Annotated in this window: 14 protein-coding genes; 13 read left to right on the forward strand and 1 reads right to left on the reverse strand. The window is 68.6% G+C overall.

Translation table 11 applies throughout. The annotated features are described in order from the left end of the window. Positions 1–258: 258 nt before the first annotated feature. The 5 genes from ACN5KJ_RS12390 (at position 259) to ACN5KJ_RS12410 (ending at position 5,563) form a co-directional block, all read left to right on the forward strand. Positions 259–1,563 (forward strand): extracellular solute-binding protein, encoded by a 1,305-nt coding sequence (locus ACN5KJ_RS12390; protein ID WP_418594301.1) that lies wholly within the window; start codon positions 259–261, stop codon positions 1,561–1,563. 61 nt (positions 1,564–1,624) lie between these two features. After that, positions 1,625–2,506 (forward strand): ABC transporter permease subunit, encoded by an 882-nt coding sequence (locus ACN5KJ_RS12395; protein WP_347165408.1) that lies wholly within the window; start codon positions 1,625–1,627, stop codon positions 2,504–2,506. Positions 2,507–2,515: 9 nt separating this feature from the next. Then, positions 2,516–3,415 (forward strand): ABC transporter permease subunit, encoded by a 900-nt coding sequence (locus ACN5KJ_RS12400; protein ID WP_418594303.1) that lies wholly within the window; start codon positions 2,516–2,518, stop codon positions 3,413–3,415. Positions 3,416–3,524: 109 nt separating this feature from the next. Beyond that, the gene (locus ACN5KJ_RS12405) at positions 3,525–4,568 is read left to right on the forward strand and encodes an ABC transporter ATP-binding protein (RefSeq protein ID WP_418594304.1); all 1,044 of its coding nucleotides are present in this window, start codon (positions 3,525–3,527) and stop codon (positions 4,566–4,568) included. Next, positions 4,565–5,563 (forward strand): endonuclease/exonuclease/phosphatase family protein, encoded by a 999-nt coding sequence (locus tag ACN5KJ_RS12410; RefSeq protein ID WP_418594305.1) that lies wholly within the window; start codon positions 4,565–4,567, stop codon positions 5,561–5,563. Before ACN5KJ_RS12405 ends, ACN5KJ_RS12410 begins: the two co-directional genes overlap by 4 nt. An 84-nt stretch (positions 5,564–5,647) precedes the next feature. Here ACN5KJ_RS12410 and ACN5KJ_RS12415 read toward each other — a convergent pair whose 3' ends face one another. Beyond that, complete coding sequence (locus ACN5KJ_RS12415; RefSeq protein ID WP_418594307.1) at positions 5,648–6,823, reverse strand: NAD(P)/FAD-dependent oxidoreductase; 1,176 nt, start codon at positions 6,821–6,823, stop codon at positions 5,648–5,650. A gap of 217 nt (positions 6,824–7,040) precedes the next feature. Between ACN5KJ_RS12415 and ftsW the strand changes: the two genes are divergently transcribed. The 8 genes from ftsW to ACN5KJ_RS12455 all read left to right on the forward strand — a co-directional run bounded on the left by ftsW (position 7,041) and on the right by ACN5KJ_RS12455 (position 15,541). Then, entirely contained in the window at positions 7,041–8,210 is a 1,170-nt protein-coding gene (gene ftsW, locus ACN5KJ_RS12420) for a putative lipid II flippase FtsW (RefSeq protein ID WP_347165401.1), read from the forward strand. A gap of 123 nt (positions 8,211–8,333) precedes the next feature. Next, positions 8,334–9,488 (forward strand): UDP-N-acetylglucosamine--N-acetylmuramyl-(pentapeptide) pyrophosphoryl-undecaprenol N-acetylglucosamine transferase, encoded by a 1,155-nt coding sequence (locus ACN5KJ_RS12425; RefSeq protein WP_418594309.1) that lies wholly within the window; start codon positions 8,334–8,336, stop codon positions 9,486–9,488. Between the two features lie 13 nt (positions 9,489–9,501). Next, positions 9,502–10,899: a UDP-N-acetylmuramate--L-alanine ligase gene (murC, locus tag ACN5KJ_RS12430; protein ID WP_418594458.1), complete on the forward strand. Its 1,398-nt coding sequence runs from the start codon at positions 9,502–9,504 to the stop codon at positions 10,897–10,899. A gap of 427 nt (positions 10,900–11,326) precedes the next feature. Continuing rightward, positions 11,327–11,575 carry a DUF2484 family protein gene (locus tag ACN5KJ_RS12435; RefSeq protein WP_418594311.1) on the forward strand — a complete coding sequence of 83 codons (249 nt, stop codon included), beginning with the start codon at positions 11,327–11,329 and terminating at the stop codon, positions 11,573–11,575. 343 nt (positions 11,576–11,918) lie between these two features. Further along, the gene (locus ACN5KJ_RS12440; RefSeq protein WP_418594313.1) at positions 11,919–12,191 is read left to right on the forward strand and encodes a hypothetical protein; all 273 of its coding nucleotides are present in this window, start codon (positions 11,919–11,921) and stop codon (positions 12,189–12,191) included. Between the two features lie 132 nt (positions 12,192–12,323). Then, a complete protein-coding gene (gene murB, locus ACN5KJ_RS12445; protein ID WP_418594314.1) occupies positions 12,324–13,244 on the forward strand; it encodes a UDP-N-acetylmuramate dehydrogenase in 921 nt (306 codons plus the stop codon). Between the two features lie 175 nt (positions 13,245–13,419). Continuing rightward, positions 13,420–14,334, forward strand: a complete 915-nt coding sequence (locus ACN5KJ_RS12450; protein ID WP_418594316.1) for a D-alanine--D-alanine ligase — start codon at positions 13,420–13,422, stop codon at positions 14,332–14,334. A 220-nt stretch (positions 14,335–14,554) separates the two neighbouring features. Further along, positions 14,555–15,541 carry a cell division protein FtsQ/DivIB gene (locus ACN5KJ_RS12455; RefSeq protein ID WP_418594317.1) on the forward strand — a complete coding sequence of 329 codons (987 nt, stop codon included), beginning with the start codon at positions 14,555–14,557 and terminating at the stop codon, positions 15,539–15,541. Position 15,542 lies beyond the last annotated feature (1 nt).

The raw sequence follows: 15,542 nt of genomic DNA on the forward strand, positions 1-15,542 counted from the left end.
GCCAGTGACTTGGGCCTGACAGAGTGTCGCACCTGACGCCGCCGCGCCGGCGGCTGTGACAAAACTGTCAGAAAACCGTCACCTAGGCATCACGCCCCCCTCCTAGAGCAGCCTGGAGCGCGGCCCGGCCCCCGGTCAAACGGGGCAGGGCGGCGTGAGACGCAGGGGAAATCCCGATCCATTCGCCGCGCGGGCCAGGTGCCCGGCGGCAACAAGCGCAGGGCCCTTCGTGCGCCCGCGCCCTGACCGGAGAGAGACATGAGAAACTTCATCCAGTTCACCGCCGCAGCGGGTTTCGCGCTGACGGCGACGGCCGCCGTGGCCGAGACCGAAATCACCTGGTGGCACGGCATGGGCGGCCATCTGGGCGACGTCGTGAACCAGATCGCCGCGGGCTTCAACGAATCGCAGGACGACTACACCATCACCCCGGTCTTCAAGGGCTCCTACGAGGAAACCCTGACCGCCGCCATCGCCGCATTCCGCGCCGGTGAGCAGCCCAACATCGTGCAGGTCTTCGACGCCGGTGCCGCCACCGTGATCGGCGCCAAGGGCGCGACGATCCCGGTTCAGGACCTGCTGACCCAGAACGGCGTCGACTTCGACATCGAGGATTACATCGCCGGCGTGCGCTACTTCTACGCCGACAGCGACGGCAAGATGATCGGCATGCCGTTCAACTCGTCCTCGCCGGTTCTGTACTACAACATCGACGCCCTGGCCGCCGCCGGTGTCGAAGCCCCCGCGACCTACGAGGAATTCGAGGCCGCCGCCCCCGCGATCAAGGACGCCGGTTACGTGCCGCTGGTGCAGACGCACCTGCCGTGGGAATTCGTCGAGAACTTCCACTCGCGCCACAACCTGCCGTTTGCCACCAACAACAACGGCTATGACGGCGCCGAGGGCACCGAGATCCTGATCAACTCGGAAGAGATGGCCATGCACTTCACCAAGGTGAAGGAATGGCTGGACGCGGGCCTCTTCGGCTTCCACGGCACCTCGTGGGACGACAACCAGGCGCATTTCAACGACGGTTCGGCGGCCATGTACATCGGTTCGTCGGGTGACTTCGGCGGCCTGACCGCGATGGACCTGCCCTTCGAGTGGGCCTCGACCTATCTGCCCTACTGGGCCTCGATCACCGAAGAGGGCTACCAGAGCTTCATCGGCGGCGCCTCGCTGTTCGCCATGGCGGGCAAGTCGGACGAAGAGAACGCCGCCTCGGCCGCCTTCTTCCAGTACCTGACCTCGCCCGAGGTGCAGTACATGTGGCACCGCGAAACCGGCTATGTGCCGATCACCGAAGCCGCCTATGAGCTGGCCAAGGAAGACGGCCACTACGAGCGTTTCCCCGCCGCCGAAACCGGCATCAAGCAGCTGATGCTTCAGCCGGGCGACAACACCGCCGGCTACCGCATGGGCTTCTACGTGCAGATCCGCGACGTCCAGAACCGCGAGCTGTCGCGTTTCCTGAACGGCGAGACCTCGATCGAGGACGCGCTGGCCACCATCGAGTCCGAAGGCAACGAGCTGCTGGGCCGCTTCGCCCAGACCGCCAACTGAGCCTGACCCGAGAAACCGAAGGGCCGCGAGCGCGCGGCCCTTCCCCGTTCTGGAAACACCTATGAAACGCGCCGGATTCGACAACCGCTGGCTGCCGATGCTGCTGCTGGTGCCGCAGCTTTCGATCATCTGCCTGTTCTTCTACTGGCCCGCATGGCAGGCGCTGCGCTCGTCCTTCTACCTCGAAGACCCCTTCGGACTGGGGCAGACCTTCGTCGGGCTGAAGAACTACACGCGGCTCTGGGACAGCGCCCAGTACATGCGGAACGCCTGGTTCACGGTCTGGTTCTCCGGCGTTGTGACGCTGTTCTCGCTGGGCATCGCGCTGCTGCTGGCGGTCAAGGCCGATACCGTGCTGCGCGGGGCAAAGACCTATCGCACGCTGCTGATGTGGGTCTACGCGGTGGCGCCTCCGGTGGCGGGCTTCATCGCGCTGATCGTCTTCAACCAGCGCTGGGGCCCGCTGACAGAGTTCTTCTCGCAGTTCGGCTGGGACATCCGCATCCGGCTGGATTACCACGACACCGCCTTCGCGATGATCGTGGCAAGCATCTGGAAGCAGGTGCCGGTGAACTTCATCTTCTTCCTCTCGGGGCTTCAGTCGATCCCCCGCGCGGTGCGCGAGGCGGCGCTGATCGACAACCGCTCGGGCTTTTCGCGGTTCTGGACGGTGACCTTCCCGCTGCTGGCGCCGACCGGCTTCTTCCTGCTGATCATCAATATCACCTACGCGCTTTTCGAGACCTTCGGGATGATCGACACGATCCTGCGCAACAACCCGGGCGATATGCCGGTGACGCTGGTCTATCAGGTCTACCTCGACGGCTTCCGGGGGCAGGACATCGGCGGATCCTCGGCGCAGTCGGTGGTGCTGATGGTCCTCGTGCTGGCGCTGACGATCTTCCAGTTCCGGATGGTCGAACGCCGCATCCACTATACCTGAGGCGACCCCATGGCAGATATGACCCAAGCCGCCCCCGCGACCCGTCCCAAGATCCACCGCGCGCCCTTTCGCTGGGGCGCGGTGGTCAACCACGCGGTGCTGATCGCAGGCGCGCTTTTCATGATCGCGCCGCTGCTGATGCTGGTGCAGATGAGCACCATCCCCGACGCGGAGATCCTGCGTTCGGGCCCCTCGCTGGAGATCGGCGACCGCTTCGGCGCCAACCTGGACAAGGCGCTCTTCGGCTCGATGAGCTATTCCGGCGAGACCACCGGCCTGAACATGTTCCGCAACTCGATGATCCTTGGCCTCGGCTTCGCGGTGGGCAAGATCGTCATCGCCATGATGGCGGCCTATGCCATCGTCTATTTCCGCCTGCGTTTCGCCACGCTGGCCTTCTGGCTGATCTTCACCACGCTGCTGCTGCCGCTCGAGGTGCGCATCGTGCCCAGCTACGAGATCACCCAGAAGCTGGGGCTGCTGAACACGTGGACCGGGCTGATCGTGCCGCTGATCGCCTCGGCCACGGCGACCTTCTTCTTCCGGCAGTTCTTCATGTCGGTCCCCGAGGAACTGGTCGAGGCGGCGAAGATCGACGGCGCCGGACCGGTGAAGTTCTTCGTCGACATCCTCGTGCCGCTGTCGCGCACGATGATCGCGGCGATGTTCATCATCATGTTCGTCTACGGCTGGAACCAGTATCTCTGGCCCACGATGGTTTCGACCGAAGAGGGCAAGTTCACCCTGGTGCAGGGGATCAAGCAGATCACCCAAAGCCTTGAGGGTGGGCATATTCCCGAGTTCGGGCGATCCAACATCCTTGCGGTGCTGGCGGTGATCCCGCCGGTCGCGGTGGTGGTCTTCTTCCAGCGCTGGTTCGTGAAGGGCCTGACGGATTCCGACAAGTGACACCCGCGGACCCGCGCGGGTCCGGCGGTCAACGACAAGACGCCCCGCCGCGACGGGCCGGCGCCCGGATCGCGGCCAGCCGCGCGGGCGACAGGAAAGGACAGAAAAGATGGCGACGGTAACGCTGGAGCAGCTGCGCAAGGTCTACCCCAACGGGTTCGAGGCGGTGAAGCCTTGCTCCTTCCGCATCGAGGACGGAGAGTTCCTTGTGCTGGTCGGGCCTTCGGGCTGCGGCAAGTCCACGCTTCTGCGCATGGTGGCGGGGCTGGAAGAGATCACCGAGGGCGAATTGTCCATCGGCGAGCGCGTCGTCAACACCGTCGACCCGGCGGACCGCGACATCGCCATGGTGTTCCAGAACTACGCTTTGTATCCCCATATGACGGTGCGCAAGAACATCGGCTACGGGCTGAAGAACCGCCGCACACCCGCCGCCGAGATCGCCGAGAAGGTCAAAGAGGCGGCGCGGATGCTGAACCTGACCGACTACCTCGACCGCAAGCCCGCGCAGCTGTCGGGCGGCCAGCGCCAGCGGGTTGCCATGGGCCGGGCCATCGTGCGCGACCCCGCGCTGTTCCTCTTCGACGAGCCGCTTTCGAACCTCGATGCCAAGCTGCGCAACCAGATGCGGATCGAGATCAAGGCCCTGCAGCGGCGCCTTGGCGTGACGGCGATCTACGTCACCCACGATCAGGTCGAGGCGATGACCATGGCCGACCGCATCGTGGTGCTGAACGGCGGGCGCATCGAGCAGATCGGCACGCCCTCCGAGATCTACCACCAGCCGGCCTCGACCTTCGTGGCCTCCTTCATGGGGGCGCCGCCGATGAACCTGATCGAGGCCAGCTTTGCCGAGGGTGCGGTCCGGCTGGCGGATGGCACGGCGGTGCTGACCGCGCCCAGCGGGCGCAGCGGGCCGATCACGCTGGGCATCCGCCCCGAGGACGTGCGCATCGGCGATGGCGAGGCGACCTTCGACGTGGCGCTGGTCGAGGAACTGGGCGCGCACCGGCTGCTGCACGGGCAGGTGGCGGGCCAGCCCTTCACCGCGCATGTGCTGAAGGATTCCCCGATCACGCGCGGCCGGCATCGCGTGGCCCTGCCGCGCGAGGCGCTGGCGCTCTTCGACCCTCAGACGGGGCACCGGCTGTGACCGCGCGTCTGGACAGCCTGCCGCCGGTGACCGTGGCGCAGCGCGCGGCCTTGCTGGCGGGGCCGCGCACCGCCGGGGTCCACCGCGCGCTGATGGCCGAGGTGCCCGCGATGGCCGCCGTCGAAACCGGCGGCACGGCCTCCGTCGAAACCCTGCCCGCGGTGCTGTCGGTGGTGGCGTGGAACCTCGAACGCTGCCTCTTCCCCGAGGACAGCGCTGCGCATCTGGAGCGTTTCGCGCCGGACCTGCTGCTGTTGTCCGAGATGGATCACGGCATGGCCCGCACCGGCCAGCGCCACACGACCGCAGAAATGGCCCGGGCCCTGGGCATGACCTATGCCTACGGGGTCGAATTCTTCGAGATGGGCCTTGGCGGCCCGACCGAGCGGCCTTTCTGCACCGATGATTTCAACAGGCTGGGCTGGCACGGCAACGCAATCCTGTCGCGGGTGCCGATGCGCGCCGTGACGCTGATCCGGCTGGACGATCACGGCCACTGGTACAGCGCGGCGGCGGGCGCCGACCCCGAGCAGCCGCGCCTTGGCGGGCGCATGGCGCTGGCCGCGGTGGTCGAGACGGCGGCGGGGCCGCTCTGCGTTGTCTCCACCCATCTTGAAAGCAATGCCGACGCCGCGCACCGGTCGCGGCAGATGGCGGTTCTGCTGGACGGGGCAGAGGCGTTCGCCCCCGGCCTGCCGGTGCTGATCGGCGGCGACCTGAACACCGGCAACCACCTTCCGCCCGATTTCGACTGGCGCCGCGAGACGCTGTTCGCCGAGGCCGAGGCCCGTGGCTACCACTGGGATTTCACCGCCGAGGGCATGACCACGCGCCCCAGCCTGATCACCCCGCACCCGGAGCGGGTGATGAAGCTCGACTGGTTCGCCGGGCGCGGGCTGTCGCCGCTGGAGGGCGCGGTGGTCTCCTCGCTGGATGCGGCGGGCCGACCGCTGTCGGATCACGACGCGGTCTGGTGCCGCGCGCGGATGGGGTAGCGGCGGGGTGCCGACGCAGTCTTCGACGAAGACTGCGTCTGCGGGCAGGGTCTTCGTCGAAGACCCTGCGCCCGCCCGGCGCCCTCAGCCCGCGCGATGCCGGGCGGCGGCCATGGCCGAGGCCCAGGCCCACTGGAAGTTGTAGCCGCCCAGCCAGCCGGTGACGTCCAGCGCCTCGCCAATGGCATAGAGGCCGGGCAGGGTCTTCGACATCATCGTGCGGCTGTCGAAGCCGTCGGTGTCGATGCCGCCCAGCGTGACTTCGGCGGTGCGGTAGCCCTCGCTCGCCGCGGGCTTCAGGCGCCAGCCGGTCAGGCTTTCGGTCAGGGCGGCGATCCGGCGGTCCGAGAGGTCGGCGAGATTGCCCGTCAGGTCGAGGCTCTCGCCCAGATGCGCAACAAGGCGCTGCGGCAGGTGCCGGGCCAGTTCGGTGGTCAGCGACCGGCGGCCCTCTGCGGCGCGGGCGGATTTCAGCACCTCCGACAGATCGGTGCCGGGAAAGAGGTTGGCGACGATCTCTTCGCCCTCGCGCCAGTAGCTGGAGATCTGCAGGATCGCCGGCCCGGACAGGCCCCGGTGGGTGAAGAGCAGCGCCTCGTCGAAGCCCGCCCGGTCGTTCGACAGCCGCGCCGGGGTCGAGACGCCCGAGATCCCGGCGAAGCGGCCCTTTTCGAAGACCAGCGGCACGAGGGCGGGGCGGGTCTCGGTGATGGCGTGGCCGAATTGCCGGGCGAGGTCGTAGGCAAGGCCGGTGGCGCCCATCTTGGGGATCGATTTGCCCCCGGTCGCAAGGATCAGCGCCCCGGCGGTGACGGTCTCGCGCCGTCCCTCGCGGTCCAGCGCCACGCGAAAGCGCCCGTCCGCATGGGTCACGCCCGCCACTGTGGTCTTCAGCCAGAGATCGGCCCCGGCCTGCGTCATCTCCTGTCGCAGCATGTCGACGATCTGCGTGGCCTTGCCGTCGCAGAACAGCTGGCCCAGCGTCTTTTCGTGCCAGGCGATGCCGTATCGTCCGACGAGGTCGAGGAAATCCCACTGGCTGTAGCGCGCCAGCGCGGATTTGTGGAAATGCGCATTGGCGCCGAGGAAGGCCTCTGGCCCGCAGTGCAGGTTGGTGAAGTTGCAGCGCCCGCCGCCGGAGATGCGGATCTTCTCGCCGGGGCTGGCCGCGTGATCGACGACCAGCGTGCCGGGGCCGGCGTGGGCGGCGGCCATCATGCCGGCGGCGCCGGCGCCAAGGATCAGGGTGCGGACTTGCATGGCCTGCCCTCTATGCCAGCCGCGCGCGCTTGGGAAGGGGCCGAAGGACCGCGCGGGGCGCCGTTTTCCGGCGCGGAAAACGGGCCGAATTCTTTCAAAGAATTCGCTACCGCCCTGCCAGAGTGGGATTTTTCTGGCTTGACCGGGCGGCTTCGGCTAGACTGGACCACAGACCCGGACAACCGGGCGTTTTTCGAGGCAGTCGAGCGGTGCTCTCATGACAGAGATGGTTTATGGCACGGTACCCGTGAAGGGTGGCGAGCCGGTCCTCCCCAAGTGGTGGCGGACGGTGGACAAATGGGCCTTGTCCTGCATCCTGATGTTGTTCGGGATGGGGATCCTCCTCGGGCTGGCGGCCTCTCCGCCGCTGGCCGAGCGCAACGGGCTGACCCCCTTCCACTACGTGCAGCGGCAGGCCTTCTTCGGCGGGCTGGCGATGATCGCCATGTTCCTGACCTCGATGATGACGCCGCTGATGGTGCGGCGCCTTGCGGTCATCGGCTTCCTTGTGACCTTCGTGGCGCTGGCCATGCTGCCGTTTTTCGGCACCGATTTCGGCAAGGGCGCGGTGCGCTGGTACAGCCTTGGCTTCGCCTCGCTGCAGCCCTCGGAATTCCTGAAGCCGATGTTCGTCATCGCTTCGGCCTGGATGATGGCCGCGGGGCAGGAGCTTGGCGGCCCGCCGGGGCGGCTGTATTCCTTTGTCCTGTGCTTCGCGATCGTGATGATGCTGGCGGTGCAGCCCGACTTCGGTCAGGCTGCGCTGGTGCTGTTCGGCTGGGGTGTCATGTGGTTCGTGGGCGGTGCGCCGATGATGCTGCTGGTCGGTCTGGCCGGGCTGGTCGTCATGGGCGGCATGCTGGCCTATAACTCTTCCGAGCACTTTGCCCGCCGGATCGACGGCTTCCTGTCGCCGGATGTCGACCCGACCACCCAGCTTGGCTATGCCACCAACGCGATCCGCGAGGGCGGCTTCTTCGGCGTCGGCGTGGGCGAGGGGCAGGTGAAATGGTCGCTGCCCGACGCGCATACCGACTTCATCATCGCTGTCGCCGCCGAGGAATACGGCCTTGTCATGGTTCTGGCGATCCTGGCGCTTTACGCGACCATCGTGGTGCGCAGCTTCATCCGGCTGATGCGCGAGCGCGACCCCTTCATCCGCCTCGCGGGCACCGGCCTTGCGGCCATGTTCGGCGTGCAGGCGATGATCAACATGGGCGTCGCGGTGCGCCTGCTGCCCGCCAAGGGCATGACGCTGCCCTTCGTCAGCTACGGCGGCTCGTCGCTGATCGCGGGCGGCATCGCCGTCGGCATGCTGCTGGCCTTCACCCGGGCCCGTCCGCAGGGCGAGATCGGGGACATCCTGCGCGGACGGCGGCAGGCCTGAGACAGCGCCGGGGCCCTGCCTGCGGGCCCGGATGCGCGGAAAGGTGCCGCTGATCCCGCGATGATGGACCCGGGGCAGGCTGTGGTATAACAGGCCCCGAACGCGGGCACGGGAGATGGTGGAATGGCGGGGCAAAGGCCTCTGTTGGTGATGGCGGCGGGCGGAACGGGCGGGCATATGTTCCCCGCGCAGGCGCTGGCCGAGATCATGCTGCGGCGGGGCTGGCGGGTGAAGCTGTCCACCGACGCGCGCGGGGCGCGCTACACCGGCGGCTTTCCCCATTCGGTCGAGATCGAGCAGGTCGCCAGCGCGACCTTCGCGCGGGGCGGCCCGCTGGCCAAGCTGGGTGTGCCCTTCCGCATCGCCGGCGGCGTGCTGTCCATGGCGCGGCGGATGCGCCGGGACCGGCCCTCGGTGGTCGTGGGCTTCGGCGGCTATCCCTCGATCCCCGCGCTTGGCGCGGCGCGGCTGCTGAAGCTGCCGCGGATGATCCATGAACAGAACGGCGTGCTGGGCAAGGTCAACACCTTCTTCGCCGACAAGGTCGACGCGGTGGCCTGCGGCACATGGCCGACCACGCTGCCAGAGGGCGTCGAGGCGTTCCACACCGGCAACCCGGTCCGCATGGCGGTGCTGGAACGGGCGGCGGCGGGCTATATCGCGCCCGGACCCTACCCGATGTCGGTGCTGGTGATCGGCGGCAGCCAGGGCGCGCGGACACTGTCGGACGTGGTGCCGCCGGCGCTGGCGGGGCTGCCGCTGGAGATGGTGCAGAACCTGCGTGTCAGTCATCAGGCCCGCGACGAGGACGGCGACCGCGTCGCCACCTATTACGCCGAGAACGGGCTTCAGGCCGATGTGCAGCCGTTCTTTCAGGACGTGCCCGCGCGGATGTCCGAGGCGCAGCTGGTGATCTCGCGCTCGGGCGCCTCTTCGGTGGCGGATATCGCGGTGATCGGGCGGCCGTCGATTCTGATCCCCTATCCGCATGCCACCGGCGACCACCAGAACGCCAATGCCCGCGCGCTGGTCGAGGCGGGCGCGGCGATCCGCATTCCCGAGACGAAGCTGACCATCGAAAGCCTGACCGGGGCGATCCATTCGATCCTGTCGAACGAAAGCGGCGCGATCCAGATGCAAAGGGCGGCGCTGAGCGTCGCCAAACCCGAGGCCGCCGAGGAACTGGCGGCCCTCGTGGAACACTTGGCCGGGACAAGGCCTTACCTACAGGCAGAACAAGAAAACGAGGGCATGGGACATGAAGGACCTGGAGCTTGAGCGGGCGGCGGTCATGACGGGGGCGACCAAGCTGCCCGGAGACGTGGGGGCGATCCACTTCGTCGGCATCGGCGGCATCGGCATGTCCGGCATCGCCGAGGTGCTGCTGAACCACGGCTATTCGGTGCAGGGCTCCGACCTCAAGGCCTCGAAGATCACCAAACGGCTGGCCGAGATGGGCGCGCGCGTCTTCGAAGGCCAGCGGGCCGAGAACCTCGAAGGCGCCGACGTGGTGGTGATTTCCTCGGCGATCAAGCCGGGCAACCCCGAGCTGGACGAGGCGCGCCGCCGTGGCCTGCCCGTCGTGCGCCGGGCCGAGATGCTGGCCGAGCTCATGCGCCTGAAGTCCAACATTGCCATCGCGGGCACCCACGGCAAGACGACGACCACCACCATGGTCGCCACGCTGCTGGATGCGGGGCAGTTCGATCCGACCGTGGTCAATGGCGGGATCATCCACGCCTATGGCTCGAACGCGCGGATGGGACAGGGCGAGTGGATGGTGGTCGAGGCCGACGAGAGCGACGGCACCTTCAACCGTCTGCCCGCGACCATCGCCATCGTGACCAATATCGACCCCGAGCACATGGAGCACTGGGGCACCATCGAGAACCTGCGGCAGGGGTTTTACGACTTCGTGTCCAACATCCCCTTCTACGGGCTGGCGGTCTGCTGCACCGATCACCCCGAGGTGCAGGCGCTGGTGGGCCGTGTCACCGACCGCCGCGTGACCACCTACGGCTTCAACGCGCAGGCGGACGTGCGCGCGGTGAACCTGCGCTACGAAAAGGGCGTCGCGCATTTCGACGTCGCCTTCCAGGTCTCGGGCGACGTGATCGAGGGCTGCGCCCTGCCGATGCCGGGCGACCACAACGTGTCGAACGCGCTGTCGGCGATTGCCGTGGCGCGCCACTTGGGCATGTCGGCGGATGAGATCCGCGCGGCGCTGGCCGCCTTCGGCGGCGTCAACCGGCGCTTCACCAAGGTGGGTGAAGTGGGTGGCGTGACGGTCATCGACGACTACGGCCACCACCCGGTCGAGATCGCCGCCGTGCTCAAGGCCGCCCGTCAGGCGACCGAGGGGCGCGTGATCGCCGTGCACCAGCCGCACCGCTACTCGCGCCTGTCGCATCACTTCGACGAGTTCTGCACCTGCTTCAACGAGGCCGACGTGGTCGCGATTGCCGAGGTCTTTGCCGCCGGTGAGGATCCGATCCCCGGCGCCACGCGCGACGACCTTGTCGCGGGCCTCGTGCGCCACGGCCACCGCCATGCCCGCGCGATCCGCGACGAGGACGATCTGGAGCGGCTGGTGCGCGAGCAGGCCCAGCCGGGCGACATGGTGGTCTGCCTCGGCGCGGGGACGATCAGTGCCTGGGCCAATGGCCTGCCGGAGCGTCTGAAGGGCTGAGGCCCCGGCTGGCGTTAAAGGGGAGGGGTGGGTTCCTGTCCTGCCGGTCATGCGCCTTTCCCTCTGCGCTTGCGGGCTGGCATTGCGATGCCGGCCCTTTTTTCTGGGGGCGCAGGCGGCGGGGTGCCCGCCTGTCGTCGCTCCGCTGTTCGCCGCGATCCTGAGAGCTGGCGAGACCGCGCCGATCTCGCCCGCCGGGCGGATCGTCGGGGCGTCGGGGCGCGTAGGGCCGGGGCGCTCCGGCCGGTCCCCGGCAGCCCGAGGTGGCACGAAGCCCGGGGGATATGCCCCGGCTCAAACGCACAAGAGGGCGGCAGGCGCCTTCGCAGGGGCATTTTTCGCGACAATCCCACCTTTGCGCTCTTGCCCCGGCGTAGCCTGGCGCGCATAGTTGCGGCGCCTGGGGGGCAACAGGAAAGGGACGGCCATGACCATCTCACTCATGTTGGCCTGCCTCTGGGCGGTGGCGGCCAATGTCTTGGCAATTCTCCCCTCGCGAGACGATCACTGGACCCGGGCCTATTGGCTGATCGGGGTGGGCATCCCGCTGCTGGGCTATGTCACCTACCAAAACGGGCCGTGGATCGGGCTGATCGTGCTTTTTGCGGGGATGAGCATCCTGCGCTGGCCCCTGCGCTACCTCGGTGCATGGGTAAAACGGCGCACGACGGGCTGAGCGGGGTCTGACCCGGGGTCAGCGGGCTTGGCGGGTGATCCGTCCCGCGCGGGCGATCCGCTTTCCGGTGCAGCCGGGCCGCAGAGCGCGGTTTCGGTGGGATGAAAGCGGCTTCGAAGCCGCTTCCCGCCCGGCAGCCACCGGCATCGCTTCGGGCCTGCCTGTCCCTGCGTCGGGGCGCCATCGGGTGCCTTGCCGCGCGGTGCTGAAGCGGCTTCGAAGCCGCTTCGGCCCTGGCCGCACCCGCGGGCGCATCCCGCCGGGCGCGGGGGTCGGGGATACCGGACTATGGGAACCGCTGCGGCGGACGCACAGTTGTCCCGACATCGAAGAGATTGCCGCCATGCTTCTTGCCGTACCGTTTGCAGCCTTCTTCCTGGCCCTCATCGCGGGCCACCAGGCGCTGTCCCGGGGGCGGGGCGATGTGCTGGCCGGACTGGCCGCCCTGCTGGTGGCGCTGGGTGGCTGGGCCTTCTGGCGCGAGGCCACCACGCCCGGCCTCGATGTTCTGCTTTACACCTTGCTGATCTGGGGTGCGGTGCTGCCGGGCCTCGTCGCGCTTGGCCTCGGCGCGCTGGCGGGCCGGTTCGACCCGGGCGCCCGGCAGGCGGCGTAGCCCGGCGGCCCCGGCATCGGGGCGCCGTGCCCGGGCAGGTCTTCCCGCCTCCAGGTGGCCTGCCCGGCCCGGTCGCGCGGGTCCCCGCCGCTCGGGCTTGCCCTGCCGCGTCCGGCGGCGTAGCACAAGCCCATGATCCAGATGCCCCAGACCCGTGGCCGGCTGACCCCGGACCGTCCCCTGAACGACCTGACCTGGCTGCGCGTCGGCGGTCCCGCCGACTGGCTGTTCCAGCCCGCCGACCGAGAGGACCTGAAGGCCTTCCTGGCGGCGCTGGATCCGGCGGTGCCGGTCTTTCCGATGGGCGTCGGGTCCAACCTGATCGTGCGGGACGGCGGGCTGCGGGCCGTGGTCATCCGCCTGGGCCGGGGCTTCAACGGGATCTCGGTCGAGGGCAGGCGGGTCACCGTGGGTGCCGCGGCGCTGGACGCCCATGTGGCCAAGCGCGCCGCCGAGGCGGGCGTCGACCTGACCTTCCTGCGCACCATCCCCGGCAGCATCGGCGGCGCCGTGCGCATGAACGCCGGATGCTACGGCACCTATACCGCCGATCACCTCAAGGCGGTGACGGTGGTGCTGCGCGACGGTCGCGAGGCGGTGCTGGACGCCGCCGCGCTGGACCTGCAGTACCGGCAGAGCAGCCTGCCCGAGGGCGCGGTGATCGTCGAGGCGGTCTTCGAGGGGCTGCCGGGCGATCCTGCCGCGCTGGCCGCGCGCATGGAGGCGCAGCTGAAGAAGCGCGACGAGACCCAGCCCACCAAGGACCGCACCGCCGGCAGCACCTTTCGCAACCCGGCGGGGTTCTCCTCGACCGGGCGGGCGGATGACGTGCACGATCTGAAGGCCTGGAAGGTCATCGACGAGGCCGGAATGCGCGGTGCCACGCTGGGCGGCGCGCAGGTGAGCCCGAAGCATTCGAACTTCCTTGTCAACGCCGGGGGGGCCACCGCGGCGGACCTCGAATCACTTGGCGAGGAAGTGCGAAAAAGGGTTTTCCAACACAGCGGAATAGAGTTACACTGGGAAATCATGCGGGTCGGCGAAGCAGGGTAACTGCGCGACCCGCCAAGATTGGGCCGAAACCGGCCCTGACAAGGTCGGACCCCACGCGGTCCGGGCGAAAAAATGGGCCGGAAAACGGCCCCGGCAGAAGACAGGCAGCACCATATAAGCTGCATAGAAGTGCGCAGCGACGGAACGGTCGTCGCGCCGGAAGAGGCGGTTTGGGATGTCGAGCAGGACACTCCCGAAGGTGGCGGTATTGAAGGGCGGACCCTCGGCTGAACGCGAGGTCTCGCTGGTTTCCGGTCGGGAATGTGCCGCCGCCCTGAGGGGCGAAGGATATGATGTCACCGAGGTGGATGCTGGGCCGGACCTGGTCGCCCGGTTGCAGGCGCTGAAGCCCGACGCGGTCTTCAATGCGCTGCATGGGCGCTGGGGCGAGGACGGCTGCGTGCAGGGCATGCTGGAGTGGCTGCGGCTGCCCTATACCCATTCCGGCGTGCTGGCCTCGGCGCTGGCCATGGACAAGGAGCGGACCAAGCAGGTCTACCGCGCCGCCGGTCTGCCGGTCTGCGAGAGCCTGCTGGCCGAGAAGGCCGAGGTCATGGCGCGGCATGTCATGGCGCCGCCCTATGTGGTCAAACCCTACAACGAAGGCTCTTCGGTGGGTGTCTACCTCGTCGACAAGGGCGCCAACACGCCGCCGCGCCTGTCCGAGGACATGCCCGGGGTGGTCATGGTCGAGGCCTTCGCGCCGGGCCGGGAGCTGACCACCACGGTCATGGGCGACCGCGCGCTTGGGGTGACCGATATCGTGACCGATGGCTGGTACGACTACGACGCCAAGTACAAGGCGGGCGGGTCGCGCCACGTCTGCCCCGCCGAGATCCCCGCCGAGATCACGGAGGCCTGCCTCGACTACGCGCTGCGCGCGCATCGGGCGCTGGGGTGCCGGGGCGTGTCGCGCACCGATTTCCGCTGGGACGAGGACCGGGGCCTGGACGGGCTGATCCTGCTGGAGACCAACACCCAGCCGGGCATGACGCCGACCTCGCTCTCGCCCGAGCACGCCGGGCTGGTCGGCCTGAGCTTCGGCCGGTTCTGCGCCTGGATGGTGGAGGATGCCTCATGCGATCGCTGACGAGGGTGCCGCAGGCGGGCCGGGGCGCCGGGGTGTTTGTGCACAGAAGAAGCACCGGGTTCGCGGCATGGGCCGAGGGCGCGCTGCGCGGCGGCTGCGGTTTCGGGGTATTTGGGCCAAGAAGAAGCACGGGGGTCTGGATGACCGGCGCCCCGGCGCGCCCGGGGCGGCGCGACGGCGCGGTCTGGTCGCGCCTGCTGGCGGAAACCGGGGGGGCGGCATGGTCGAGGTGAACCACGACGGTCCGCAGATGGCGCGGCTGGACCCGCGCGTCTCGCGCATGCGCTACCGGATGGAGCGGCTGATGCTGACGCCGCTGTTCCGCTTCACCCTGCGGGTCGGGCTGCCCGTCGCGCTGTGTTTCGGCGGCGCCTCGCTGTGGTTCTCGACCGAGGCCAACCGCGAGGCCTTCAACCTGATGGTCAGCGACGTGCAGGCGGCGGTGCAGAACCGCCCCGAGTTCCAGGTCAAGCTGATGGCGGTCGACGGCGCCTCTGTGCCGGTGGCCCAGGCGATCCGGGCCGAGATCCCGGTCGATTTCCCGATCAGCTCTTTCGAGCTGGACCTGACCGAGATGCAGGCCCGGGTGGCGGCGCTGGATGCCGTCCGCTCGGCCGATCTGCGCATCCGGCAGAGCGGAGTCCTGCAGGTCGACGTGGTCGAGCGGCAGCCGGTGGTGCTGTGGCGTGCCGCGGACGGGCTGTTCCTGCTGGACGAGGAGGGGGTCACGGTCGGACCGGCGGGCAGCCGCATGGAACACGCCGAGCTGCCGGTCATCGCCGGCGACATCCTGCGCCCCGAGGATGCGGCGCTTCTGGCGGCGCGCTCGGCGACGCTGTCCGATGCGGACCGGCGGCGCGCCGAGGCGCTGCGGCTGAGCATGCGCGAGGTCGTTTCCGAGGCGCTGGCGCTGTATCGGGCGGCGGAGCCCCTGCAGGGGCGGCTGCGCGGCTTCGAACGCATGGGCGCCCGGCGCTGGGATGCGGTGCTGGACCGGGATCAGCGCATCCTTCTGCCCGAGAACGGCGCCGTGCGGGCGCTGGAGCATGTGACGGCGCTGGCGCTGGCGCCGCATGTCAAACTTCTGTCGCGCGATCTGCTGTCGGTCGATCTTCGGCTGCCGCATCGCCCGACCATCAGATTGAGCGACGACGCCTTGCAGGAACTCTGGCGCGTCAAGGCATCCAAAGCCGGTGGGGACAAATAAC

Source organism: Ponticoccus sp. (in: a-proteobacteria) (assembly GCF_048381735.1).